24 protein-coding genes, 4 tRNA genes and 1 riboswitch are annotated in these 24,802 nt (G+C 39.7%); of the genes, 5 read left to right on the top strand and 23 right to left on the bottom strand.

Annotated features, from left to right (window positions below; translation table 11 throughout):
• The 19 genes from HMPREF0013_RS17010 to HMPREF0013_RS16920 all read right to left on the bottom strand — a co-directional run.
• Positions 1-377 (bottom strand): GTP-binding protein (locus HMPREF0013_RS17010; RefSeq protein WP_005804105.1); only part of this gene is annotated, 377 nt, incomplete at its 3' end.
• A gap of 147 nt (positions 378-524) precedes the next feature.
• Positions 525-599, bottom strand: a tRNA-Thr gene (locus tag HMPREF0013_RS17005).
• 13 nt (positions 600-612) lie between these two features.
• A tRNA-Gly gene (locus HMPREF0013_RS17000) sits at positions 613-688 on the bottom strand.
• 37 nt (positions 689-725) lie between these two features.
• Positions 726-809 (bottom strand) — tRNA-Tyr (locus HMPREF0013_RS16995).
• 54 nt (positions 810-863) lie between these two features.
• Positions 864-939, bottom strand: a tRNA-Thr gene (locus tag HMPREF0013_RS16990).
• A gap of 98 nt (positions 940-1,037) precedes the next feature.
• A complete protein-coding gene (trpE, locus tag HMPREF0013_RS16985) occupies positions 1,038-2,531 on the bottom strand; it encodes an anthranilate synthase component I (RefSeq protein WP_005804103.1) in 1,494 nt (497 codons plus the stop codon).
• Positions 2,532-2,639: 108 nt separating this feature from the next.
• On the bottom strand, positions 2,640-3,308 hold the full coding sequence (locus HMPREF0013_RS16980) for a phosphoglycolate phosphatase (protein ID WP_005079407.1): 669 nt from the start codon (positions 3,306-3,308) through the stop codon (positions 2,640-2,642).
• A 66-nt stretch (positions 3,309-3,374) separates the two neighbouring features.
• A complete protein-coding gene (locus HMPREF0013_RS16975; RefSeq protein WP_005804102.1) occupies positions 3,375-4,001 on the bottom strand; it encodes an FHA domain-containing protein in 627 nt (208 codons plus the stop codon).
• A 40-nt stretch (positions 4,002-4,041) separates the two neighbouring features.
• On the bottom strand, positions 4,042-6,318 hold the full coding sequence (gspD, locus tag HMPREF0013_RS16970) for a type II secretion system secretin GspD (protein WP_002121232.1): 2,277 nt from the start codon (positions 6,316-6,318) through the stop codon (positions 4,042-4,044).
• A gap of 41 nt (positions 6,319-6,359) precedes the next feature.
• The gene (locus tag HMPREF0013_RS16965) at positions 6,360-7,196 is read right to left on the bottom strand and encodes a type II secretion system protein N (protein ID WP_005079413.1); all 837 of its coding nucleotides are present in this window, start codon (positions 7,194-7,196) and stop codon (positions 6,360-6,362) included.
• Positions 7,196-7,939, bottom strand: a complete 744-nt coding sequence (gspN, locus tag HMPREF0013_RS16960) for a type II secretion system protein N (protein WP_002121195.1) — start codon at positions 7,937-7,939, stop codon at positions 7,196-7,198. The genes HMPREF0013_RS16965 and gspN overlap by 1 nt, the downstream gene beginning before the upstream one ends.
• Positions 7,940-8,273: 334 nt before the next feature.
• Positions 8,274-8,600 (bottom strand): H-NS family nucleoid-associated regulatory protein, encoded by a 327-nt coding sequence (locus HMPREF0013_RS16955; RefSeq protein WP_002121134.1) that lies wholly within the window; start codon positions 8,598-8,600, stop codon positions 8,274-8,276.
• Positions 8,601-8,794: 194 nt separating this feature from the next.
• Positions 8,795-9,235: an acyl-CoA thioesterase gene (locus HMPREF0013_RS16950; protein WP_002121251.1), complete on the bottom strand. Its 441-nt coding sequence runs from the start codon at positions 9,233-9,235 to the stop codon at positions 8,795-8,797.
• A 7-nt stretch (positions 9,236-9,242) separates the two neighbouring features.
• Positions 9,243-10,436: a membrane protein gene (locus HMPREF0013_RS16945; RefSeq protein WP_005804098.1), complete on the bottom strand. Its 1,194-nt coding sequence runs from the start codon at positions 10,434-10,436 to the stop codon at positions 9,243-9,245.
• Positions 10,437-10,445: 9 nt separating this feature from the next.
• On the bottom strand, positions 10,446-11,288 hold the full coding sequence (locus HMPREF0013_RS16940; RefSeq protein WP_002121187.1) for a hypothetical protein: 843 nt from the start codon (positions 11,286-11,288) through the stop codon (positions 10,446-10,448).
• An 8-nt stretch (positions 11,289-11,296) separates the two neighbouring features.
• Positions 11,297-12,064, bottom strand: coding sequence for a uroporphyrinogen-III synthase (locus HMPREF0013_RS16935; protein ID WP_002121177.1), 768 nt, complete (start codon positions 12,062-12,064; stop codon positions 11,297-11,299).
• A gap of 3 nt (positions 12,065-12,067) precedes the next feature.
• Positions 12,068-12,985, bottom strand: coding sequence for a hydroxymethylbilane synthase (gene hemC, locus HMPREF0013_RS16930; protein WP_057082133.1), 918 nt, complete (start codon positions 12,983-12,985; stop codon positions 12,068-12,070).
• A 100-nt stretch (positions 12,986-13,085) separates the two neighbouring features.
• Positions 13,086-13,826: a LytR/AlgR family response regulator transcription factor gene (locus HMPREF0013_RS16925; protein WP_005804096.1), complete on the bottom strand. Its 741-nt coding sequence runs from the start codon at positions 13,824-13,826 to the stop codon at positions 13,086-13,088.
• 60 nt (positions 13,827-13,886) lie between these two features.
• Entirely contained in the window at positions 13,887-15,026 is a 1,140-nt protein-coding gene (locus tag HMPREF0013_RS16920; RefSeq protein WP_005804094.1) for a sensor histidine kinase, read from the bottom strand.
• On the opposite strand from HMPREF0013_RS16920, the gene argH reads away from it, so the two are divergent.
• Positions 15,017-16,450, top strand: a complete 1,434-nt coding sequence (argH, locus tag HMPREF0013_RS16915) for an argininosuccinate lyase (protein ID WP_002121138.1) — start codon at positions 15,017-15,019, stop codon at positions 16,448-16,450. The genes HMPREF0013_RS16920 and argH overlap by 10 nt on opposite strands.
• 9 nt (positions 16,451-16,459) lie before the next feature.
• The gene (locus tag HMPREF0013_RS16910) at positions 16,460-16,729 is read left to right on the top strand and encodes an oxidative damage protection protein (RefSeq protein ID WP_000089995.1); all 270 of its coding nucleotides are present in this window, start codon (positions 16,460-16,462) and stop codon (positions 16,727-16,729) included.
• 306 nt (positions 16,730-17,035) lie between these two features.
• Here HMPREF0013_RS16910 and phoU read toward each other — a convergent pair whose 3' ends face one another.
• The 4 genes from phoU to HMPREF0013_RS16890 form a co-directional block, all read right to left on the bottom strand.
• Complete coding sequence (gene phoU / locus HMPREF0013_RS16905) at positions 17,036-17,758, bottom strand: phosphate signaling complex protein PhoU (protein WP_005804092.1); 723 nt, start codon at positions 17,756-17,758, stop codon at positions 17,036-17,038.
• Positions 17,759-17,863: 105 nt separating this feature from the next.
• Positions 17,864-19,195: a TolC family outer membrane protein gene (locus tag HMPREF0013_RS16900; RefSeq protein WP_025464141.1), complete on the bottom strand. Its 1,332-nt coding sequence runs from the start codon at positions 19,193-19,195 to the stop codon at positions 17,864-17,866.
• A gap of 95 nt (positions 19,196-19,290) precedes the next feature.
• Positions 19,291-20,196, bottom strand: a complete 906-nt coding sequence (locus tag HMPREF0013_RS16895; protein WP_005804088.1) for a DMT family transporter — start codon at positions 20,194-20,196, stop codon at positions 19,291-19,293.
• A complete protein-coding gene (locus tag HMPREF0013_RS16890; RefSeq protein ID WP_005804086.1) occupies positions 20,189-20,770 on the bottom strand; it encodes a TetR/AcrR family transcriptional regulator in 582 nt (193 codons plus the stop codon). Before HMPREF0013_RS16890 ends, HMPREF0013_RS16895 begins: the two co-directional genes overlap by 8 nt.
• A gap of 107 nt (positions 20,771-20,877) precedes the next feature.
• Between HMPREF0013_RS16890 and HMPREF0013_RS16885 the strand changes: the two genes are divergently transcribed.
• The 3 genes from HMPREF0013_RS16885 to HMPREF0013_RS16875 all read left to right on the top strand — a co-directional run bounded on the left by HMPREF0013_RS16885 (position 20,878) and on the right by HMPREF0013_RS16875 (position 24,798).
• The gene (locus HMPREF0013_RS16885; RefSeq protein WP_199944197.1) at positions 20,878-21,960 is read left to right on the top strand and encodes a hypothetical protein; all 1,083 of its coding nucleotides are present in this window, start codon (positions 20,878-20,880) and stop codon (positions 21,958-21,960) included.
• Positions 21,961-21,994: 34 nt separating this feature from the next.
• Positions 21,995-22,129, top strand: a riboswitch (TPP riboswitch).
• 89 nt (positions 22,130-22,218) lie between these two features.
• Positions 22,219-24,096, top strand: coding sequence for a phosphomethylpyrimidine synthase ThiC (thiC, locus tag HMPREF0013_RS16880; RefSeq protein WP_002121180.1), 1,878 nt, complete (start codon positions 22,219-22,221; stop codon positions 24,094-24,096).
• 75 nt (positions 24,097-24,171) lie between these two features.
• Entirely contained in the window at positions 24,172-24,798 is a 627-nt protein-coding gene (locus HMPREF0013_RS16875) for an NUDIX domain-containing protein (RefSeq protein WP_005804081.1), read from the top strand.
• Positions 24,799-24,802 lie beyond the last annotated feature (4 nt).

Below are 24,802 nucleotides of genomic sequence, written 5' to 3'. Positions count from 1 at the left end.
CCCTGACGAGAAAGAAGGATGTGTTCACGAGTTTGTGGCATTGGACCGTCAGTCGCAGCACACACAAGGATCGCGCCGTCCATCTGAGCAGCACCAGTAATCATGTTTTTAACGTAATCGGCGTGGCCCGGGCAGTCAACGTGCGCGTAGTGACGAATTGGAGAATCGTATTCTACGTGTGAAGTATTAATTGTAATACCACGTGCTTTTTCTTCAGGTGCTGAGTCGATTTGTGAGTAATCTTTCGCTTCACCGCCGTAAGTTTTTGCACAAATTGTTGCAATCGCAGCAGTTAAAGTTGTTTTACCATGGTCAACGTGACCGATTGTGCCCACGTTTACGTGTGGCTTATTACGTTCAAACTTAGCCTTAGCCATGTTTATAGTCCTCGTTTACGTCGAACACAATTCTGAGCAAAAACTCAGCATCGACATATCGCCTAAAAAATCAAACACCCAATACTTGAAAAGCAGACTAATAAGCCTGCTTTTTAAATCTTTGTAGAAAATCTACTAAACTGTATCTGGAGCTCTTATCGAGATTTGAACTCGAGACCTCTCCCTTACCAAGGGAGTGCTCTACCACTGAGCTATAAGAGCGATTATCCTTCGATGGAGCGGGAGACGAGGATCGAACTCGCGACATGCAGCTTGGAAGGCTGCCGCTCTACCAACTGAGCTACTCCCGCACTGTGTTGGTATATATACCACTTCAATCGAAGTTAATGGTGGTGAGAGAAGGATTCGAACCTTCGAAACTTTCGTAGCGGAGTTACAGTCCGCCCCCTTTGACCGCTCGGGAATCTCACCATATCACACTTATTTCAGTGTTGTTCTTTACTTCACAACTACACACCTTTAAGATGGTGCCGGCACACGGATTCGAACTGTGGACCTACTGATTACAAGTCAGTTGCTCTACCAACTGAGCTATGCCGGCTCTTCTTAGTGTTTCGTACGTTTCGTATCGGAACGGTGTGCAGTTTAGCAAAACTTCCAAACGATGCAAGCGGTTTTTTAAAAAAAACCGCTAAAAACTCATAAAATCAATCCGTTTGATGATAATTCAACCGCTTTGATCACTGCGCGAGCTTTTATTTGCGTTTCATTCCATTCAGATTCAGGATTTGAGTCCGCAACCAGACCTGCTCCAGCCTGTACATAGACCTTTTTATCTCGAATAACACAAGTACGGATTGCAATCGACATATCCATTTCGCCGTGCCATCCTAAATATCCCACTGCCCCACCAAACACACCTCTTTTCACAGGCTCAACTTCATCAATAATTTCCATTGCACGAATTTTTGGTGCACCCGATAAAGTACCTGCAGGGAAAGTCGCCTTAAATACATCTAGCGCATCAATATCATCGCGAACTTCGCCTTGTACATTTGAAACAATGTGCATGACATGCGAATAGCGTTCAATCACCATTTGATCAGTCACTTGGACCTTCCCAATTTTGGAAACTCGCCCAACATCATTTCGACCAAGATCAATCAACATTAAATGCTCTGCGATTTCTTTTTCATCAGAAAGTAAGTCTTTTTCTAAAGCAATATCTTCTTCTTTAGTTTTACCACGCGGTCTGGTACCTGCAAGAGGACGCACTGTCGCAATGCCATTTTCCAAACGAGAAAGAATTTCTGGCGACGACCCTACAATATGGAATGGCTTTTTATCAGTAATCGTTTGTCCTTGTACCAAGAATAAATAAGGCGATGGGTTTAAATGACGTAAAGCACGATAAACCTGTAAAGCCTCCCCATCGAAATCAGAAACCATACGCTGCCCTGGAACAACCTGCATCACATCACCAGCACGTATATATTCTTTAACTTTTTCGACTGTCTCTAAGAATTTCGTTTTACCAGTAATTGATTCAAAATGTGGAGGTGTATGCGGCTTAGCTTGCAAACTAACTGGAGTAGCTAACAACTGTTCCAATTTATCTAATTTTTGCTGAGCGTCTTCATAAGCATTACTCTGCTCTGTATCCGCATGAACAATTAAAAATAAAGTATCTTTAAGGTTATCAAAAACTATGACTGTCTTTGATAGCATTAACCATAAATCCGGCAATGTAATTGGGTCAGCTGTAGGAACATTCTTTAAACGTGGCTCGATATAACGGACTGCATCATAGCCTAAATAACCTACTAATCCGCCCGTAAAACTCGGTAAGTTTGGCAAGAGCTCAGCAGATGGCACTTTAAATTGCTTCTGAAATTCACGAATATACTGAAATGGGTCTTGGCAATCTTGTTGTGTAATTGAGCCATCAGCATGTTGTATAGACAGAACACCTGCATTACATGAGAAAACCGTCGACTCACCTAAACCAATCATAGAATAGCGCGCCCAATTTTCGCCACCTTCGACTGACTCAAATAAATAAGCTTGCGTGTGGTCTTTAAAACGAGCAAAAACAGATAAAGGAGTTTCTGTGTCTGCTAGGCGTTGGCGATAAACTGGAATCGTGTTGTAACCAGCAGCCTTAAGTTGCTCGAATTGCGCTAATGTTGTCATGAATTTTCTCTAATATGGTTTCGATTTAAAAGTGTGTTTTTCTAGATTCGGTTTAGACACGCCATCGAAAAACCATACGCTTATTCATTCTGATCTCCATTTCATTCATTAGATAATTAACTCAGCAAGACTATCAACAACTTGCTGAGGTTGGCAATCATAGATATTTTCTCCATGATTATAGCCATAGCTAACCACAATACAATCAATTCCAGCACGACGCGCAGCCTCAATATCATTACTTGAATCGCCAATCATTAATGATTGTGAAGCAGATATTTTTAGGCTTTGCATGCAATGCAATAATGGCAATGGATGAGGCTTTCTCTCTGGTAAGCTATCCCCACCAAGTACGACTTGAAAATATGGAGAGAGCTGTAAAGCATCAAGTAAACCTTGGGCAAGTTGTACAGGCTTATTGGTAACGCATGCCATTTGTATATTCAAAGTTTTACAATGTTTTAAAAACTCGGTTACACCAGGATAAATTTGAGTATTTACACAGAGTTCTACACTATATATATCAATAAATTTTTGTAATAAGACTTTGTGCTGTTCAGGATCTAATTTTCCAAAAATATGAAGCAGAACACTTTCACAGAGTTTTGAAGCTCCTTTACCCACCCATTCTCGTATTTGAACTTCTGTTACCAATGGCCAACTTAGCGCCTCTAAACTTAAATTCATAGACCGATACAAATCAGCAGCAGAATCAACCAACGTCCCATCTAGATCAAATAAAATTAAATCGCGCTTACTTAGTTGTGCAACAGACATCTTTTTTCTACTCAAAATTAAAAAGGCATGCGTTTAGCATGCCTTGATTGTAAAAGCAGCAACGGATTATTTAAAGAATAACCATGCCAATACAGCTAAAATTACTAAAATAATAATAGTGATTAAACCAACTGAGGCATTCTTTTGTTGCTCTTTTTCTTCTGCAACACGAGAAACTGGTTCATCAAAAGCGATAGGTGTTTGCTGTTGCGCATTAATATCTACACCCTCTGGAATAGGTGCAGGTTTTGGAATAGAAATATTCTGAGGCATACCGTCACGGCGAACCTCTACTTCTGTAGCACGCTCAGCAAGACTCGGCATTCCTTGATCGCTTAAATCTGGAGATGATGTCGTATTTACTGGTTCAGCTTCAATTTCAGGCAAGTCCATGATTTTCTGTGCAGGAGCCAATACAGAAAATTTAAAACTAGCAAACTGAACAATATCACCATCATGCAACTGTTTTTCTTGCTCAATACGAATATCGTTTACAAATGTGCCATTCGATGAATTAAGGTCTTGCACCCATAGCGCTTGATCTTTTAGAAGCAATGCAGCATGGCGACGTGAAATTTCAGCAGCTTGTAACAACACATCAGCATCTTGATGACGCCCTACCAACATATCACGATCAACATTAATTTCTTGGCCAGTAATTTCACCAGTAATTGCTTGTAGTTTCCAAGTCATGCGTATGTCCTATTCATTTTTTGTCAATCATAACATGCTACTACTGTGCTGTGCTTGGGCGCAGTGTCGTTGTTGTTACTGTATTTTTAGTACGATTAACTTCAGGATCAGGTAAATGTAAGGTTTGCTTTTGCACTGCTGGCTCTACGGCTACAGGTGTAGTTACCGTCGAGGTTTTTCCACCTGAAGGAACTTGTTGATAGTTTTTTGGCTGAGAGGCAATACTAGGTGGTGTCATCTTTTGATTGTAGACATCATCAACCTGCTCAGGTAATTTTGCAAAATTGCCGTTTTTATCCATAGCCAATTGCAAGCTATAAAGCTGGCTATAGCGCTGCTGAGACAAACGGCGCACATCATTTGCATCACCCACAATTGTTGGGTGGATAAAAACAAGAAGGTTACGTTTTACATTACTTCTATTATCTGAGCGGAACAATCGACCAACATAGGGAATGCTACTTAACCCAGGTATACCTTGTCTTGAAAGTGACGTGTCATCCGACACCAAACCACCAAGCACTACTGTCTGTCCATGCTCAGCCAAAACAGCAGTTTTAATGGCACGTTTACTTGTCACCAAGTCAGCCGCTTGTCCACGACTGTCTTGAACAGCAGAGACTTCTTGTTCTACTTCCAGACGAACTGTACCGCCTTCACCGATATGTGGAACGACTTTTAATGTCACACCGACATCTTTACGTTCAACCGTGGTGTATGGGTTAATACCTGTACTGTTTGTAGTGACCGATCCTGTTACAAAAGGAACGTTCTGACCAACAACAATATACGCCTCTTCATTATCCATCGTCACAATGGATGGTGTCGAAAGCAAATTTGATTTGGTATTAGTTTTAAGTGCTTGAATTAATGCACCATAAGCCTTACGAGAATTCTCAAAATTACCCAGAGCCAAGGTTGCCCCATTACCTTTATTAGCGCCACCAGCGATAGCTGATGCAGCCCCAGCCGAACCACCCGATAAATAACCAGCAGCAATAGAAGATAAACTAGCCCCTACATTACTAAAGCTAAGTAAACCAATCCCACTAGATAAATCACCCAGTGCCCATTGAATACCAAGTTGATCTGCATCATCTCCTGACACTTCGATAATTGCAGCTTCAATCAGAACTTGCTGACGACGCACATCAAGCTGCTGAATAGCAGATTCAATTTCGCGCATTAATTGAGGATCTGCCTTAACCACTAACGAGTTTTGGGCATTATCCGCAATAATACTCACACCATTTTGGCTAAAGCTAGAGATACTGTTCTGATTATTATTGTTCGAATTACCATTTAGATTAATAGATGGCGTAGAAATTGAGCTACCATTTGAACCAGAGGTATTTGAACTAGAATTCTGGTTATTACCCATCAAATTATTGATCGGATTCGATGAATTAGAAGAATTGTTATTACTATTTGACGAAGAAACAGCTTGTCCTGTTACGAGGCCTTGCAAAATCTCAGATAAATTTTTTGCACTTGCATATTTCAATCGAAAAACTTTTAAACCACCTAAACGGTCGGCCGAAGGCACATCCAGCATTTCAATCATGTGGCGAATGCGCTTACGCGTTTCAGGATCACCCTTAACTAAAATACGATTGGTTCGGTTGTCTGCAATAATACGGATACGGGCACCGTTAAAATCTTTCGATGCTCCCGTAGCACTCATTGCCTCCAGTTGAGTAATAATTTCTTCAGCTTGGCTCGACTGAAGGCTTATTGCCTCAATATCATTCTGACCAGTACCATCTAAATTACGAATAATATTTTCAAGTTGGTAAATATTTGCTGCACGGTCCGAAACAATCAGTGCATTAGTCCCCGCAATTGCAGCCATATGCGCAAATTGTGGCATTAAAGGACGAAGTGCTGGAATTAGATCATTAGGATTGGTATTTTCAAGCCAAATAACCCGAGTAACAATCTGATCACCACGTAGTCTGTTTCTAGAATCGTAAGGGATTCCCGAATTTTTAACATTGCTATCTGGAACTAGCTTAATGGTGTTACCCGAAGGAATTGCCACCACTCCATTCACATTTAAGACCCCAAGGAATAGGTCGTAAACTTCATTTTTATTGAGGGGTTTATTCGATATTACTGTGACGTTACCACGCACTCGTGGATCTACTGCAAAGTTTTTACCCGTAATGTCTGCCACTTCATTAATAAAAGCAGTTAAGTCAGCATCACGTAAATTGATCTTCCATGTTTGGGCATAGACGCTGCTGCTCACTGTCGCAATCAATGGGGCTGCTGCAAGTAATGCCCAAAGTGGACGTTGATGATTCAATAAAGCCATAACTTGCGATAATTCCTAACTCTTATGGTGACGTGTTATCACTAAAAATTTTGTTGTATGGTCATCACTTGATCACCACGTTTTATTTCTATTTTCACTTGCCCAGCTCGACGAGCCTGTTCAAGCAACTGCACATCCGTTTGTCCCTGCCCAACCGTTTGACCGTTTAAAGAAACAATCCGATCACCCGGCCTTAAACCTAACTTATTTCGAAGCGCAGTGGGTGTACGTTCTGTAACTTCAAAACCTTCACCAGAGTTCCCACTAACGCCCATGTCACGCAGATATTGTTCACGGTTGCCTTGCATTTGCTGAATAGCCTGTCCTAACGCCTCTTGAGTCGTATTAACAGGTGCCGATGACTGAGGCGCAGTAGCAGTTGGCTGTGAAGCATCTGGCGTCATAGGTTGATATAAACCGTTTGGCAAACCTTTAAATTGGAGTTCACGAGTACTTCCATTACCTTGACGCAATATCACGTGATCCCAATAAACTTCTGCTAACTGATAAGAGGTAGAACCTATTGTTTCTCCTACACGATATCGGTCAGCAATATTATCTAGCTTAATAACAGCCGAAGAAAAACGGTTCGGATAGCCCAGCATTACGCCTTGTAATTCTAGGTTGACATTTTCCTGAGCCGCATTGGCTGAAGGTTCATTAAAAAGCGAAAAAGTACTAATGTTAGGAATTTGCGGCTGCTGTGATCCTAACTCGACTCGATCAAACTGCATCATTTGAGGAGGGGCAATTACCCACCAAAATAATGAAGCTAATTTCCAACACAACCATAAAACCAAAAAGGCAAATACAACTACACTTAACCGATCTAATTTTTGCCACTGTAATTGCTGTAATTTTTCAATCCATACTTTCATTAGTTACCCCCTTGTATTAAGGGTTGACGAGAACTAATGACAAACGTATCTAAACCAGCTTTTCCATCATAAGATGGAATATTAAGTAATAACCTTTGGGTAAGCTGTACATCAAGCATCATGTTGGCATCTAATAAAAGATTGGCCATTTTTTGACTGCGTTGATCACGTATATCAACTTGTAATTGTCCATTTTGATCCGTTAATTGCCCATTTAAAGAAGGCATATTCATACGGTCTTGACGATCACCGATATTATAAATTAAAGCACCACCACCCCAATGTAATTGACCATCAACTGCTGCGAACCCCTGCTCTTTCTTATAATTAAACTCAATATCTTTCAGCTGGATGCTGTTCGCAGGCCATTGCCAATTCACAATTTGTTTTAATGTTTCAGGTGCAACCTGACCATTCATAGCCTTTACAATTACTTTTTTCCCCACACCATAGCCCATTACCCCAGCTAATTGGGTATTCCCACTATGGATATCTACATCAGCAGCGAACCTTAATAAAAACAGGTCTAGAGGTCTAGTTTTCCAATGAATCGAGCCTCTCAAAGTACCACGCCGCCAATCTGCTTGGCCTTGCCAGATATTTCCACTTACATTGTGTAGAGTTTGATTATTCTTTGAAAATTTAGAAATAAGCCACGTCGCCGGGATCTGTAAAATAATAAAAATTAAAAATGCAATGAGGGCAAAAAACCACCACTTCCATTGCTTAGACTTTTTCTTCATTCAGCCTTACCAACATGCAAATTATCATCCTTATTTTGAGAGTAGCTCCCTAGTCTGACATTATGCATACTTTTTCAACATCGCCAATTCACTTCATATAAAAAAACCAAGCAATCGGGCTTGGCTTCGGTATTAAGACTATAAGTTGAACGTATGACAAAATCATGAAAACTTGACGCTCAATGAAGTAAATGCACATTTGATCTCAACAATTCATTTAAAGAGCAATTTAAACACTCAGTTTTTTAAATAATATTTATACCAAAATTTTGAGATATTTTTATCAATAAAAAAGCCAAGCAAATTTGCTTGGCTTTTAAAAATGGCAATTTGATTAGATTAAGAAATCTTCAAGTTTTGCGCCTTTTTCAATTTCAGCAACTAACCAGCGTGGTTGTTTACCGCGACCAGTCCAAGTCTCTTCAGCATTGTTTTTGTTGCGGTAACGAGGCTCAACAGATTTACGAGTTGTTTTCTTACGTTTTTGAGTACCAAACTCAAGAAGTTGTTCAACACTGAAACCTACATTTTCAGCAATCTCGATAATTTGATTATAAGCATCTTCGATTGCTTGATCTTTTTTACTTGCAATTAAAGCTTCTGCTTCTTCTTGTAAGCGTTTTAACTCTTCAACAGATAATTCACTGATATCCGGTTTCATTAATAAATACTCCAGTCTTACAGACAATTCAAAATAATACAGACAAAATTTAAAAACATAAAATCAAGACCAATATTATTTATAATCTATTCAATAAGCAATAGTTTGAAAGCCGTGTTCATCAGAATAATCAAAAAAATTACCTTTTAATTACATTACCAATTATAAATGAAATATATTTTATTAATATTTATTTAAGATAAATGTATTAAGTCATGCCCAACTGATTTTTCTAGCTCAATAATTTTTTGTTTTATTTCCTGTGGTATTTCACATTTTCGTTCTGTTAATTTATCTACGCATACCATAACAGCTTCACCAGTAGCGACTATTTGTTGTTGGGTTTCACTCCACAATATATAAGCCATACGGAATGCGCTATTACGGAGCTCCTCCACGCGAACACCAACTTTCAATACGTCAGGATAAAAAACAGGCTTTAAATATTTACACTGACTTGAAGCAACAACGGTATATAAATGTGGGGTTAATATATTGATTGCTTCCATATATAAAATACGTGAGCTTTCAATATATCGATAATATTGTACATTATTGACATGACCAAAAGCGTCCATATCTCCCCACGCTACTTTCTGTTCATATATTACTGGGTAGACAGACAGTTCTTTCATTTTTACCTCATATTTTAAACTTTAAAAAATTTGCATCATTTTCAAAGATTAGATTTAACTGTTTGATTAACACTTCATCTTCTTTAAGCGTAGACTTAATACGTAAATAGCTCATTAAAATATTATCTGGATATAATGATAATAATGTTTCAGCTTCTATTTGACGTCCAGTTGCCATATAGACATGCCATTTTGCAAAGGTTAAAACTGGCAAATTCATATATTGATTTTCAAATTGAATAATTTTTTCTTCAACATCGGCATAGTCTGGAACTTGTTTAAGCAACTGTTGCTGAAACCATAGATAAAACACTTCTGGGTCAAACTGCTCTTTTAACAAATGTAGCGTTAAGGCCGCATGCTGCATGCTCATATCTGGCATACGTGCTAATAGTTTTAGCCATAATAACTTACTGCTATAAGGTCGAGTTTGAATCTCAGACTCTAAATCCAAATAACGTTGCTGTAAGGCATGTAAGTCATCGATAGACGCTTGGTCAAATTGCTGAAGAAGCTGCTGTAACCATAAATCACGGTGTTCTGCATCTAGCAAACCGTATTTCATAGAACGTAAATATACCCATGGATGTTGCAGCGCTAATTGCCCCCATAAAGCCGTTAATCTTTGCTGGTAAGCAGTTTCTATTTCTTGTAACCACGGTGATAACTGGTGTTGATATAAAAATTCGAGATGAGTTAATGCACGATCGGCTTCATTTTCGGCTAAAAAGATTTCAATTCGCTGTAACTCTGCCAATTCAAATGCCATCGGTGGTGATTGATCGAGAGCAGCCAATGCTTTTGGATAGTCCCCACTTAAAACCAGAAACTTGGCATCGATAATATTTTTTAAAAGCCCTGATTGAGTAAAAACACGTTCAATAAATACACGTTGATCTTCGGCCGCTTCTAATAACCAAACAATACCTAATTGTTCATAGGGATGAAGGTTTTTAAACTGGAAGATGTTTTCACTTTTTCTTTGTTCACGAGATGAATAACGTTTAATCCACAGCCACAAGAGTTGAGCAATAAAACTCATCACTACAAAAGTAAGAGTTAATCCCCAGACATTTGTTTGCAGCTGCAATTGTCGCCAGTAAATATAGACATACCCCATTCCATAGCCATAACTAAATAAAGCTAGGGCTGCAAAGAGTATTAAGCTGATTACGAAATAAACCCACAGGAGGTGTTTCATATATCCTCCTTATGAGCCGATTAGCCCAAGTGTAGAGAGTTTAGGAACAGGCACGATAGATAAATGTGCCACTTTAGCAATACGTTTTTTTAACTGCTGACTGGTTGCATCAGGCATTTCATCTAACTTTTGCATCACAGATTGCAACTCATTTTGATACTCAGTCATTTTTCCTTGATTGAGTGCCTGTTCGGCAATCAACAATCTTAATTGCACTTCTTTAAGCACAACGCTTCGACTCATTAAATTAATAGACGGCGTTTCTACTTTTTCTATACGGAACCACTTTTTCCACCAAGACACAGTCTCGGATTGATCCATTTCAAGTTTAGGCTGGGCTAAGGCTTGTTGAATATTCTTATCAATGTTCTGTAATAAATCATCGATTAATTGATGACGTTGATTTTGAGCCAAAGTGAACTGTTGAACTGCCTGTTTATCCTGCTCGAGCGATTGATTCAAGCTATGCTGCAATGCAGGAGCAATTTCATAGTGTACAAGCGATTGCTGTAACTGATTTAATTGATCAACTGCATAAATCAACTGCTGCTGATCAATCGCAAATTGAATTAAATCTAACTTTTGTTTAATTAAAACTGTAGGTGCAATACCTGTCGGTGGAGCATCTGGTTGAACTACTGAACTCGTTTTATTCCCTGTACTTACGGGTTGATTCTGCAACTGTCGCTGTAAAGCAACCAATTGATCATTTAAATTGGCATAGTGCTGTTCTGATTGCAGCAGACTTTGTTTAAGCTCGGGAACAGTACGAGAAATTTGCCACATATCGTAACTGAGCTTAGCCAACCAAGCTACGCCCAGTAAAATGATGATAGAAACAAGTTTTCTCATACGAATCCTTATAATGCCTGAATGTGATGAATCATCCCCGAAGGCGATAAATTTTCAAGTTGAATAATGTGAAAATGAGTCTGTTGCTGATCGCGATACTCTTTAACAATTTGAAAAAGACGAGGTCCTAAAACCAGATATACACCATCAGGTTGTACATTATTTTTTGAACAAAGCTCTAACCAATATTTCCAGCTCGCTTCACTGGTGATTAAGACGAGCCATTTATTTAAATTATAATTTGAATTCTGTGTCAGATGTTTGAATGTAGAATATGAAGCTTCTGGGCACTGCCGATGATATAGAACAAAATTTAAAATCTGAATTCCTTGTTGTTGCAAGGTCTCCATCATAAATTGGCGTCCACCTTCTCCCCGCCAAAAAGCCACACTACCCGTCTGTTGCATATTGTGCAGAATAGGTAGGTTCAACATCCCCTCAGAAGTTTCAACATCTGGGATATGCGCTTCTATTCCATATTCGTTTAGACAATTGGCTGTTGCTTGCCCTACCGCAATCCACTGAATATGTTTTAAGTCGCTAATTTTTAAACCGCTTTTTACTAAATACTCCATACCCGATTCAACAGCAGTTGGGCTGACGACAACAATAGCTTGCGCCTTAACTAATTGTTGGTAAAGCTGAAGTAAGTGTTCGGAAAAGGGGGTAGCAACGAGCTCTAAAAGAGGTAAAGACTCAACCTGATAACCTTCATTTTGCAAAGCTTCTGTTAATTCAGCTGCACGCGTATCAGGTCGAGTATTAATAAACAGCATGGTTTAGTAGAGGGCCTTTAATAGTTCGCCAGCACCTTGATCAAGTAAGTTTCGAGCAAGGTTTTCACCCAATTGCTGAGCATTATTGGCTTCATCTGTTAGTTCAGCACGTAATAATGTTTGGCCATCAGGGCTTCCAACACGACCTTCGATATGGATTTGACCATTTTGCAGTGTGGCATAACCTGCAATTGGGACCTGACAACCGCCTTCAAGATAGGCATTAAATGCACGTTCAGCACGTACACAAACATCTGTTTCTGCGTGTAATAGCGGTTGAATTAAAGCCAATACATCTTGGTCGGCTGCACGGCACTCTAAACCCAATGCACCTTGTCCCACAGCAGGCAAACTAATATCTGGTGTTAAACAATGACGGATACGTTCCGATAACCCTAAACGCTTCAAACCGGCACTGGCCAGAATAATTGCATCATATTGTCCTTCATCTAGCTTCGCCAAACGTGTGCCAACATTTCCACGCAAGTCAATAATTTGCAAATCAGGACGTTGTTTTAAAATCTGAGATTTTCGACGCAAGCTTGATGTACCGACTTTTGCACCTTGTGGTAAATCAGCGAATTTTTCAAACTGATTTGAAACAAAAGCATCTAACGGATCTTCACGCTCACAAATCACTGCTAAAGTTAAACCCTCTGGCAAAGCCATTGGGACATCTTTCATTGAATGTACAGCTAAGTCTGCACGCCCATCTAAAAGTGCTGCTTCTAATTCTTTAACAAACAGCCCTTTGCCCCCAATTTTTGCTAAAGGCGTATCTAAAATTTTATCGCCCTGCGTGACAAATTTAACCAGTTCCACCGTTAAATCAGGGTGAAGCTCCTCTAAACGGGCACGAATATGTTCTGCCTGCCAAAGAGCAAGTGGGCTTTGTCGTGTAGCAATTTTCAAGGTTTTCATAAATTCAAGCATGGGCTGGTCAAACAATACACCCTAAACTTAACTTGATCCCTTAAAATTGCAAGTAAAATCTCGCAAGTCCCAGATAACTCTTTTAAATTTAAAGCTGATGAATTCGCTCTCTAAGCGTAGATAAATGCCGACGGCTCACTGAAAGTCTTTCATCAAGACCGCGCAATCTAACCTGATATTGCCCCGAACTGACTAGCTCCAAACCATCTAAATATGCAACCGAAACCAACGCATTTCGATGAATACGAATAAACTGATCTGCGAATTCGGTTTCAAGCTCTTTTAATGTTTCATCTATTAATACACTGCCATTTTTATGTCTCACAGTGACATATTTCTGATCTGCTAAAAAGTAATAGATATTTTCAACAGGAATCAGTTCAACACCACGATAGGTTTTTGCGGCAATTTGATGACGCTGTGTCTTTAAATCTTGTAAAAGCTCAGAATTTGGTAATGCATTGAGCTGTGCTTGAGTAAGTTGGGTTAGCTGACTTAAAGCTTGCTCAAGTTCAACAGGATCAATCGGTTTAAGAAGATATGCTTGAGCCTGAGCTTTAAAAGCTTCCAATGCATGCTGATCGTAGGCGGTACAAAACACAATCGCAGGTCGAGGATTGAGTTGACTTAACTGTTCTGCACAGACAAGCCCATTCATACCTGGCATTTGAATATCAAGTAAGATTACATCCGGTTGATGAAGCCGTGCCTGTTCCAAGGCCTCCTGTCCATGATGAGCCGTTGATACAACCTCATGTCCCATCTTTGAAACTAAACGTGATAAACGCTCCACTGCAAGTGGTTCATCATCACAAATTAGCACCTTCATTCATCCTCCTTGTCACCGTTAACTTGGTCCATTTTTTTATGGTTAACTCTGACTGACTTATTATTTTGTTTGATATTGATAGCTCATAATAGTGGTATATAAAGCTTCACCTTTATAAACCTGAAATCTAACGGTGTTCCCATAATACGCTTTCAGGCGCTGCTTAACATTTTCAAGAGCGATTCCATGCCCTTTCCGTGAATTTATTGTATCGTCTGTATATGGGTTGGTAATGACTATACTGACCTGATTTTGCAATATTTCAACCAATACCCCTATGGTTGCTTTGCCCATCATTGGTTCTACCCCATGAAAAATACTATTCTCTAACAAAGGTTGTAATGTCAATAAAGGAATAGTGATCTGTTTTAATTGCACAGGTGAAAGCTCGATCTTCCAATCAACTTTTAAACGCTCACCTAGACGGACCTGCTCAATCATTAAATATTGTTTACTCAGCTCGATTTCTTCATGCAGACTCACCAATTTTAATTCTTGGAAACTCGCTCGAAATAAACGCGACAAACTAATGAGCATGCTTTCTGCTTTATCTGGATCTATCGCAATTAAACTCACCACATTATTTAAACTATTAAATAAGAAGTGAGGGTGAATTCGTGCTTGCATGGCCTGAATACGTGCATTTAATTCGGCATATTGCTGATGCAACCATTGTTCCCTGACATATAAATAACGTAAGCAGAAGGCCCCGAGTAATATTCCATAGCTTAGATATAAAGGTACATTGGTAAAATAAACACCCCAGCCCTGCGTTAATGACGCATGTTTATGTAAAAGACCAAACTGAAAAAAATTACTCATTAAAGTGGTCAAAACAACAATACTTTGCAGCATGACAAAACCAATAACCAAAGCAAATTCTTGACGTAAGCTGCTAAAAAAACCTTGAAAGCGTTCAACCAATGCAAAAAAGGACAATATTACCCAATTAATAAAAACGATGTATTGAAAAAGCCTTCCCCCGCTTAAGGCTTGCCAAGACTGCGCTTCAGCCAATGCCAGAACCAGTGCCAAAACATTACTTGCGATAATTAATTCGAATAAGTGTTGCCAACGCCCACTTTTCGTAAAAAAATAGGAGGAATTTTGATTTCGGTATGCTGTAGGAAACAACTTTGTTTGTTGAGCTTCGGCAAGTGATATACTCTTTTTTATTTTACTGAGCCACCATGACCACATCTTCAAATCCCCCTAATTCAGTAACCCCAGACCAAACCTCAGGTATGTGGGGTGGTCGTTTTTCTGAAGCGACGGACGCTTTTGTAGCCGAATTTACCGCCTCTGTTCAGTTTGACCAACGTTTTTATAAGCAAGACATCGCTGGTTCGATTGCGCATGCTACCATGCTTGCGAAAGTTGGCGTACTCACAGAAGCAGAACGCGATGACATTATTGAAGGTTTAAGCACCATTCGCTCAGAAATTGAGGCTGGAAACTTTGAGTGGCGCATTGATCTTGAAGATGTTCACATGAACATTGAATCACGTTTGACCCAACGTATTGGCATTACAGGTAAAAAATTACACACAGGCCGTAGCCGTAACGATCAGGTTGCAACTGATATTCGTCTTTACCTACGCGACGAAATTGATGATATTTTAAAATTATTAGAACGTTTACAAAAAGGCTTGTTAGGCTTGGCTGCTAAAAATGTAAATACGATTATGCCAGGCTTTACACACCTACAAACCGCTCAACCAGTAACTTTTGGTCATCACTTGTTAGCGTGGTTTGAAATGTTGGTACGTGACACTGAACGTCTTCAAGACTGCCGTAAACGTGTTAACCGTATGCCGCTTGGATCTGCCGCTCTTGCTGGTACAACTTATCCGATTGACCGCGCATATACAGCAGAGCTTTTAGGGTTTGAAGCTGTATCTGAAAACTCTCTTGATGCTGTATCTGATCGTGACTTTGCCATCGAATTTAATGCGGCGGCTGCACTTATTATGATGCATTTATCACGTATGTCAGAAGAACTGATTCTTTGGACTTCTGCACAGTTCAAATTTGTGAATATTCCTGACCGTTTCTGTACTGGTTCTTCAATCATGCCACAGAAGAAAAACCCAGATGTTCCAGAACTTATTCGTGGTAAATCTGGCCGTGTATTTGGTGACTTAATTAGCTTACTTACGCTCATGAAAGGTCAACCATTGGCATACAACAAAGACAACCAAGAAGACAAAGAACCTTTATTTGATGCAATCGATACGGTTCGTGGTTCACTCATGGCATTTGCAGACATGATTCCTGCATTGGTTCCAAATATTGAAATCATGCGTGAAGCTGCTCTTCGTGGATTCTCAACTGCAACTGACCTTGCTGACTACTTAGTGAAAAAAGGCGTTGCTTTCCGTGATGCGCATGAAATTGTAGGTAAAGCTGTTGCATTAGGTGTTGCGGAAGAAAAAGACTTATCTGAACTCACACTTGAGCAATTACAGCAATTCTCTGACTTAATTACAGCAGATGTGTTTGACAAAGCCTTAACTCTAGAAGCTTCTGTAAATGCTCGTGATCATATTGGTGGAACTTCTCCAAAACAGGTTGAAGCTGCAATTGCGCGTGCCCATACACGTTTAGAACAGTTATACGCTTAAGGATAAAACATGAGTCGCCAAGTATTTTGCCGTAAATATCAAAAGGAAATGGAAGGTTTAGACTTCGCTCCTTTCCCAGGTGCTAAAGGCCAAGATTTTTTTGAAAATGTTTCTAAACAAGCATGGCAAGAATGGTTACAGCATCAAACTACGCTCATTAATGAAAAGCGTTTAAACGTGTTTGAACCAGAAGCTAAAAAGTTTCTGGAAGAACAACGTGAGAAATTTTTCAATAATGATGAAAGCGTAGAAAAAGCTGAAGGCTGGAAACCAGAATAATCGGTTTGTTTTAGCTTACTCATCATTAAAAAGGCGGGTCTATATACATAGATCCGCCTTTTTTTACGTGAAACTTACACAAACATAAAAAGCCTTACATAGAGCGCACAGGACTCTACATGACATCAAAAGGTGAAGAACTTAATATCACTCTATAGCAAGAAGAACACGATCCCTGTCGTGTTTATGTACTTGATTTTCTGTCCTGAACTTCCCCCCAAAGTTCGGGACATTTTTTTATCTATTATTTTTTAAAAACAAAAAAGCCTTGTTTTAAACAAGGCCTTTAAATATTTCAGCTCAAGATTACTTTTCGTGGACTTTGGCTTCAATTTCTTCAATTTTGGTATGACGAGCATCAAAGCCTTTCGCCATATAAATCACTTGCTCAGCAATGTTACGTGCATGATCGCCAATACGCTCTAATGAACGTAAAACCCACATGACATTAATCACACGAGCAATATGGCGCGGGTCTTCAATCATATAGGTCATTAATGTACGTGTTGCTGATTGATATTCACGGTCAATGTCAGCATCCGCTAAAAGTACACGTAAAGCTTGATCTGCATCTAAACGTGCAAAAGCGTCAAGTGCATCATGAATCATGACACGAACTTGGTTACCAATATGACGTGTTTCCATGTAGCCACGCGGTGATCCACCTTCTTCACACAGATTTTGTGCAATACGGGCAATTTTCGCTGCTTCATCACCAATGCGTTCAAGGTCAGTATTGGCTTTGCTCATGGCAATCACCATACGTAAGTCAATCGCTGCCGGATGACGACGCGCCAAAATCAACGTCAAGCCTTCATCAATATCACGTTCATATTGATTGACTGCATTATCTTTAAATTGAACATCAATCGCTAAATTTGCGTCGGTATCAAGTAAAGAATGAGTTGCATTTGCAACCTGCTGTTCGACCAAGCCACCCATGGTCATAAACTTTGTGTTTACATCTTGCAAATCTTCATTAAATTGAGAAGAAATATGATGGCTTAACACCGGATTACTCGGACTCAAGGGAAGCCTCCAACATGATGGCGCGGGAATAAAATGATTGAGCATTAAAACACAGCAATCATTAAGTTTTTATGACAAAATTAAATTTCAGATAAAAGCATTTAATTACTGATAAGTTAACCAGCTATTAAGCTCGACTAGATCTTTTTCGCCTAACTGGCCTACCGCAGCTTTTAAACGAAGCACATTCAATAAATAGTCATACTGAGCATTAAGATAATCCTGTTTTGCAGAAAAAGCATTACGCTGCGCCAATAAAACATCAACCATACTTTTCAAGCCTTCGTTATAACTCGCTTTTGAAGCTTGAGAAACCAAAGAAGATGAATCCATTGCAGCCTTTCTTGCTTCAAGTTTGGCTTGATCTGTGTCGACCTGCATAAACGCACTTTTCACATCGACATTGGCACGGCGAATGGCTGCATCAAGTTGTGCCTGCGCTTTACTGGCTTCTACAGTGGCTTTTTTAATTGATGTTCGGGTCCGTCCACCATTAAATAAATTCCAATTCATTTCTACACCGACCTGATCAAATTTTCCGTCAGTCGAAATGAGTGTCTCTGGTGTTTGTTTAGTATACCCATAGCTCGCCACAGCATCTATTTGAGGATAAAGTGCTGCCTTTTCGACACGGCGCTGGTCTTCACTATATTTTTGCTGTAAACGGGCTTGCTGGATCTTTAAGTTTTTTTGCTGTGCCAAAGAAAGCCAGTCATTAAGCTCTGCTGGATAAGGCTTTTGAAAATTAAAATCACTTCGCAGTACAGCGAGTTTATCTTGATAAGAACCGATATATTCAGAAAGCTGCTCTTGGGCTAAAAGTAATTGAACATTGGTTGAAATACGATTGGCTCTAGCATTTTGATATTGAGCATTTGCTTCACTCACATCACTACGTGCCACTAAACCTTCTTTGAGTTTGGCATTCATCATATTAAGCTGCTCAAGCAAAGCCTTTTCTTCTTGTAAGTATGCAACACTCAGAGCCTGCTGACGCAACACATTAAAATAGGCTTCTGCCACATTTAAAACATGATCTTGTTTTTGCAGCCTTAAAGTGATTTCACTAAGTGCAACCGAAGTTTTAACTTGTTTATAACCTTCCCAAGCATCCATTCGAAATAATGGCTGACGTGCAGTGAGAGTCGCTTGTCGAGTCGTTGACGTACTACTTACCAAAGCATCTGACAGGCCTTCTTGATCAACACCCGGAAAGTTTGAACGTTTTACAGTTTGTCGATTACGGGTAATGTTTCCAGACAATGTGACAGTAGGTAATAACGCCCCCGTTGCTAAGCCTAAGTTCAGTTGATCTGCTTCATATTGTTGTTGATTGGCTTGCCACGTTGGGTCATTTTGTTTTGCGCGCTCATAAGCTTCAACCAAATCTAGAGCAAAACTCGAAGATGCAAAACTCCAAAGGCCAACAGCGACCATTAATTTTATTTTCATTGTTCAAATCAACGATAAAACTTGCCTTTAAGACTAAGAAAAATTCAAATCAAACTCAAGCCATTAAAAGTTTTAGTTTTTTAAGCGTTCTTAGTTTTTGACAAGATTAAAATACAAATAAAAATCAGCAACATGCCTATCCAACCCAGCCATGAAACATGCTCACCCACCAAAACGATGGCAAAAATCGCAGCCACTAAAGGTTCAAATAAAGTTAAGGTCGTCGCTTTGCTGGCATTTACTGTTTTTAATCCAAAACCGAAAAGTAAATAACCCAAAAACATAGGAATCAGCATCATATAACCAGCCACAAGTAAATTGGTTGAGCTATGCAATAACCCTCCACCTGTAACCAACAAAGTAGGAAGCAAAATAACTGCCCCACCACCCATAATCATGCCCATTGCAGCTTTAGAGGCAACACCCCGATCTATTAATCTTTTTGCGGCCCATGAATAAAGTGAATAAGTTGTAGCTGCGACAAGCCCAAGAAAAATACCGAAGAATTTATTCCATTGATTTGTACTCTCTTGGATCGCATGACTTTCCCCCATCGATAACATACTTACACCAAGCACACCGCACACAAAACTTAGAAACCAGATAGCCGATAAAGCTTTGCGGTCAAAAAATCGCTCTAAAATTGCTGCTATTAATGGAGCGGTACCAATTGAAACAACGGTGCCAATCGTAATGCCCGCATAATGCATTGAGGAATAAAAAGCTAAAGGATAAATACCAACCGCCGCTACCCCTAAAAGCAGTATTGAAAGATTTTCCCTTATAAACTGACGGTTTTCGCGTATTGCTCGTGATGCAACCAAAGCTTGTAAAAGTCCTCCACCGCCCATCGCTACGGCACCAATAGCGAGTGGGCCAAGTGTCGGTGCAAATGCTGCCGCCGTACCTGTTGTTCCCCACAAAACAGAAGCAACCAAAATCGCAATTGTGCCCCCATAGCTACTATTTTTAATGAGGCTAATCATGTAGGCATTCTCTATTTAAAATATCTTCTGCCATTTGTTTTGCTAATAGAAGTTGACGACTGTTTCCTTCTAAACCTGCTCGTGCCATAGAACCCTCTAAAAGAAAAGAAAGCTGCGTGGCCACATAGTTAACGCGCTGTGAGTCTGGTATTAATTTTTTTAAATGCTCAGCAACAATACCTTCCACTTCTTCTTTATGCTGCCTTACAGAACTACGCCCTGCACTATTCGCTGGAAACTCTGCGGCAGCATTCAATAACCCACAGCCTCGAAACCCTTTTTCGTAGGCAAATTCTGCATGGTCCTGATAGGCATCAAACACAGCCAAAATGGCTTCTTTAGCTGTGTTTGTTTTTGCTAAACGCTTTTGATAGAGATCGAGCCACTCTTGATGGCGTGCAGCAATATAGGCATCAACAAGATCGCCTTTTGAAGAAAAATTATTATAAAGCGACATCTTAGCGACATCGGCTTTAGCCGTAACTGAATTGATTCCTGTTGCAGTAATGCCATCGTTATAAAACAAGGTTGCTGCTGCATCGAGAATTTTCTGTCTTGCTGTTTTATCATTCATAGCTTTAATTTAAGTAGACCGACCTACCTAATAATAAAGATTTCTAACAATGATGCAATCTTTTTCCGAGTTATAATTTGAGCAATATTCACTTTGATAAAAAAACAATGATGAAAAAAGTTCTAATGATGAGTATGTGCAGCGCACTACTTTTAGCTGGATGTAATAAAACATCAGAGCAACATCAGGCTGTATCTAAAGAGCAAAAACCAACTGAACAAAAGGCTACTCAAAAACAAGACAGCAGTTGCTTACAAATTATGGCTGCTACGCAGAAAATCAACCAAAACAGCAAAATAGAAGATTTAAATCAAATTAATGAAAAGCTTAAAAGCTGTGTTCCCTCTTTAAAAAATGATGAGCAGCTTAAGCTTATTGATGCTTCAACTGCGATGTATCAACGTTTTCTTAAACAAGACTACACTGAAAAAACAGGGAGAGCTTTTGAAGCATTTGGCTATGCCGTTTTAGAACAGAAACAAGACCTTAAAAAGGTCATCCAAACCCAGAAAAAACTCTTCGACCAACTTAGCCCGCGTGATCAATATTTACTTCAACATGAAGGCCAAGCCTACATTGAACTTCTCTATCAAGGTGAGGGCATGTTTACCTATCGACGTCAGCCAAGCTATTTAGTTGACGTTTTTTCTAAGTCCTTACCCGCGGACCAAAAAGAGTTTTTAACTCGTATGGCGAAAGACAATCAAAATATTTTCTATAATGATGGTGCGTTGGCTATTTCATGGAAAGAGCTCACTGAACGCGCATTATTTTGGGAAAAGTTTATTCAAAAGTATCCAAAGAGCCACTTTATTGATGATGCAAAACTACTATTTAATGAATATCGTTATTTTATTTTCTTTGGCTTAGACAACACGCCCGTGTCAGATGAATATGCACCGAATACATGGTTTGATAAAGATGCGCTTCAGCAAATTCGGTTTCTCTCTACACAAAATGAGTCGAGTTTAGCCAAACCTGCTCAACTGTTTCTTAAGTTTATTGCTACGCCTATCGATGAGCGCAATAAGCAATTTAAAATAGATTTAACTGATAAAAATGGTGATAAAAAATCAAATTATCAGATGACTCATGAACAACTTGAGCAGCTCTTAAAATTTGATTCGCCATGGAACACGGAAGTCTATCGTGACTGCCATATGGATGCGGTTTGTATAGATACAAATTGACAATGCCAGCCAACCTAAAACATGTTAGTCTTTAAATCGCTTGACGGAGCGCGAGTAATAGCTCGCTGAGATTGTGTAAATTCCGTGTTATCGCAACACAAGTTTGATCACAAGTACCGTTGAACCTGATCAGGTTAAGACCTGCGTAGGAATCAAGCCATCTGAAAACTTACAGCCTTAAATTTATCTAGCAAAGATAAATCCGCCATCGTTTTTGGTCGTGCTTGATTCGTTGATGTTATTCATAAGGATCATGTGATGAACCAGTTAACGAATCTTTCTTCTGCTGAAATTTCAGCACAACATGAACAAGATGCAAAAGATTTAACTCGCATCTTACCCGCTTCTAAAAAAGTTTATATTGAAGGCTCTCGCCCTGACATTCAGGTTCCAATGCGGGAAATTTCTTTAACCGACACGCCTACCGGTCTTGGCGGTGAACATAATCCTCCTGTTATGGTATATGACACTTCAGGTGTTTATACCGACCCAAATGTTCAAATCGATTTAGACAAAGGTTTACCTTCAGTTCGCCAAAACTGGATTGAAGAACGTAACGATACTGACGTACTTTCTGGCTTGACCTCAAAATTTGGTCAGGAACGTTTAAAAGACATTCGTACCGCTGATATTCGTTTTGCCCATATTCAAAATCCACGCCGTGCTAAAGCAGGCAAAAATGTCACTCAAATGCACTATGCCAAGCAAGGTATCATCACACCTGAAATGGAATATATTGCAATTCGTGAAAATCAACGCCAGCGTGAAGGTGTTGATATGCGTCAACATGCTGGTCAGAATTTTGGTGCAAAAAACTTAAAAGAAATTACACCTGAATTTGTTCGCCAAGAAGTTGCTGAAGGTCGTGCGATCATTCCTGCCAACATTAACCACCCAGAACTTGAGCCAATGATTATTGGTCGTAATTTCTTGGTTAAAATTAATGCCAATATTGGTAACTCAGCGCTTGGCTCTTCAATTGACGAAGAGGTTGCGAAAATGACTTGGGCAACCCGTTGGGGTGCCGACACCATTATGGACTTGTCTACAGGTAAAAATATCCATGAAACACGTGAATGGATTATCCGTAACTCACCTGTTCCAATCGGCACCGTGCCAATCTATCAAGCACTTGAAAAAGTTGATGGTGTTGCAGAGGACCTGACTTGGGAAATCTTCAAAGACACACTAATTGAACAAGCTGAACAAGGTGTTGACTACTTCACTATTCACGCAGGTGTATTACTTCGCTATGTACCACTTACAGCAAACCGTTTAACAGGTATTGTATCTCGTGGTGGTTCGATCATGGCGCAGTGGTGTCTAGCGCATCATGAAGAAAACTTTTTGTACACACATTTCGATGAAATCTGTGAAATCATGAAAGCTTATGACGTTTCATTTAGCTTAGGTGATGGTTTACGTCCGGGTTGTATTCAAGATGCAAATGATGAAGCACAGTTCAGCGAACTTAAAACATTAGGTGAACTGACTCACCGTGCATGGGAACATGATGTTCAAGTCATGATTGAAGGCCCTGGTCACGTACCAATGCACATGATTAAAGAAAACATGGACCTTCAGCTAGAAGTGTGTAAAGAAGCACCATTCTATACACTTGGGCCTTTAACGACCGATATTGCTCCAGGTTATGACCACATTACCTCTGCAATTGGTGCAGCCATGATTGGTTGGTACGGCACAGCAATGCTTTGCTATGTCACACCGAAAGAGCATTTGGGTCTACCAAACAAAAAAGATGTTAAAGACGGAATTATTACCTACAAGCTTGCAGCACATGCTGCCGATCTTGCGAAAGGACATCCAGGTGCACAGGTACGTGATAATGCCTTATCAAAAGCTCGTTTTGAATTCCGTTGGGATGATCAGTTCAACCTAAGTCTAGACCCTGATACAGCACGTAGTATGCACGATGAAACCTTACCAAAAGAAGCTCATAAATCTGCACACTTCTGCTCAATGTGTGGTCCAAAATTCTGTTCAATGAAAATCACTCAGAATGTACGTGACTATGCCAACAACCTCACCAATAACGATTCAGAGGTTGAAGAAGGCCTCAAAGCGATGAAAGAGGTTTATCAGGAACAAGGTCAAAAACTGTATCATAAAGTGTAAATATTCAAAAAAAACACTTGCCTAGCCCTGATTCTCGGTTAGGATGAAATAAATAGATTTCGTCCTGACCGAATCATGAGTATTGTTGAACGTCCAAGTTATACATCTGAAGATGTCGAAGTAACATCACGTGAATCTCTATTCCGTGGTTTTATTCAAGTTGAAAAAGTCAGCCTTCGACATCGTCTATTTAATCAATCTGAATATACTCATGTATTGCAGCGTGAACTCGTTCATCGGCCTGAAGCAGCTGGTGTACTACTCTACAACGATCAAAAACAACAGTTTGCACTGATTGAACAGTTCCGTGTTGGGGCTTTAGATGACTCTCAATCCCCATGGCAGCTGGAAATAATTGCAGGCGTGTTAGATGGTGATGAATCACCAGAAAGTTGCATTCGACGCGAAAGCCTTGAAGAATCAGGTTGCGAAGTTCAAGATTTAGAGCATCTATTTAGCTTTTACCCGTCAGCTGGTGCTTGCTCAGAGTTATTCCATCTCTATGTTGCTGAAACTGCATTACCCGCTGAAGGGGGTGTATTTGGCGTAGATGATGAGGGGGAAAATATTCAACTGCACTTATTTAATTATTGTGAAATCCAGACTCTACTCGACAGCGGACGTTTAAGAAATGCTCCTGTCATTATGGCATTACAATGGCTGGCCCAACACAGCAAAACGATAATAAACCCGAAGAGGTAGGACG

Origin of the sequence: Acinetobacter sp. SH024, from assembly GCF_000163635.1 — a bacterium.
In the GTDB taxonomy this organism is placed as follows: Bacteria; Pseudomonadota; Gammaproteobacteria; order Pseudomonadales; family Moraxellaceae; genus Acinetobacter; species Acinetobacter pittii.
Note: the sequence above shows the minus strand (reverse complement) of the source record. Positions and strands in the feature narration are given on the sequence as shown.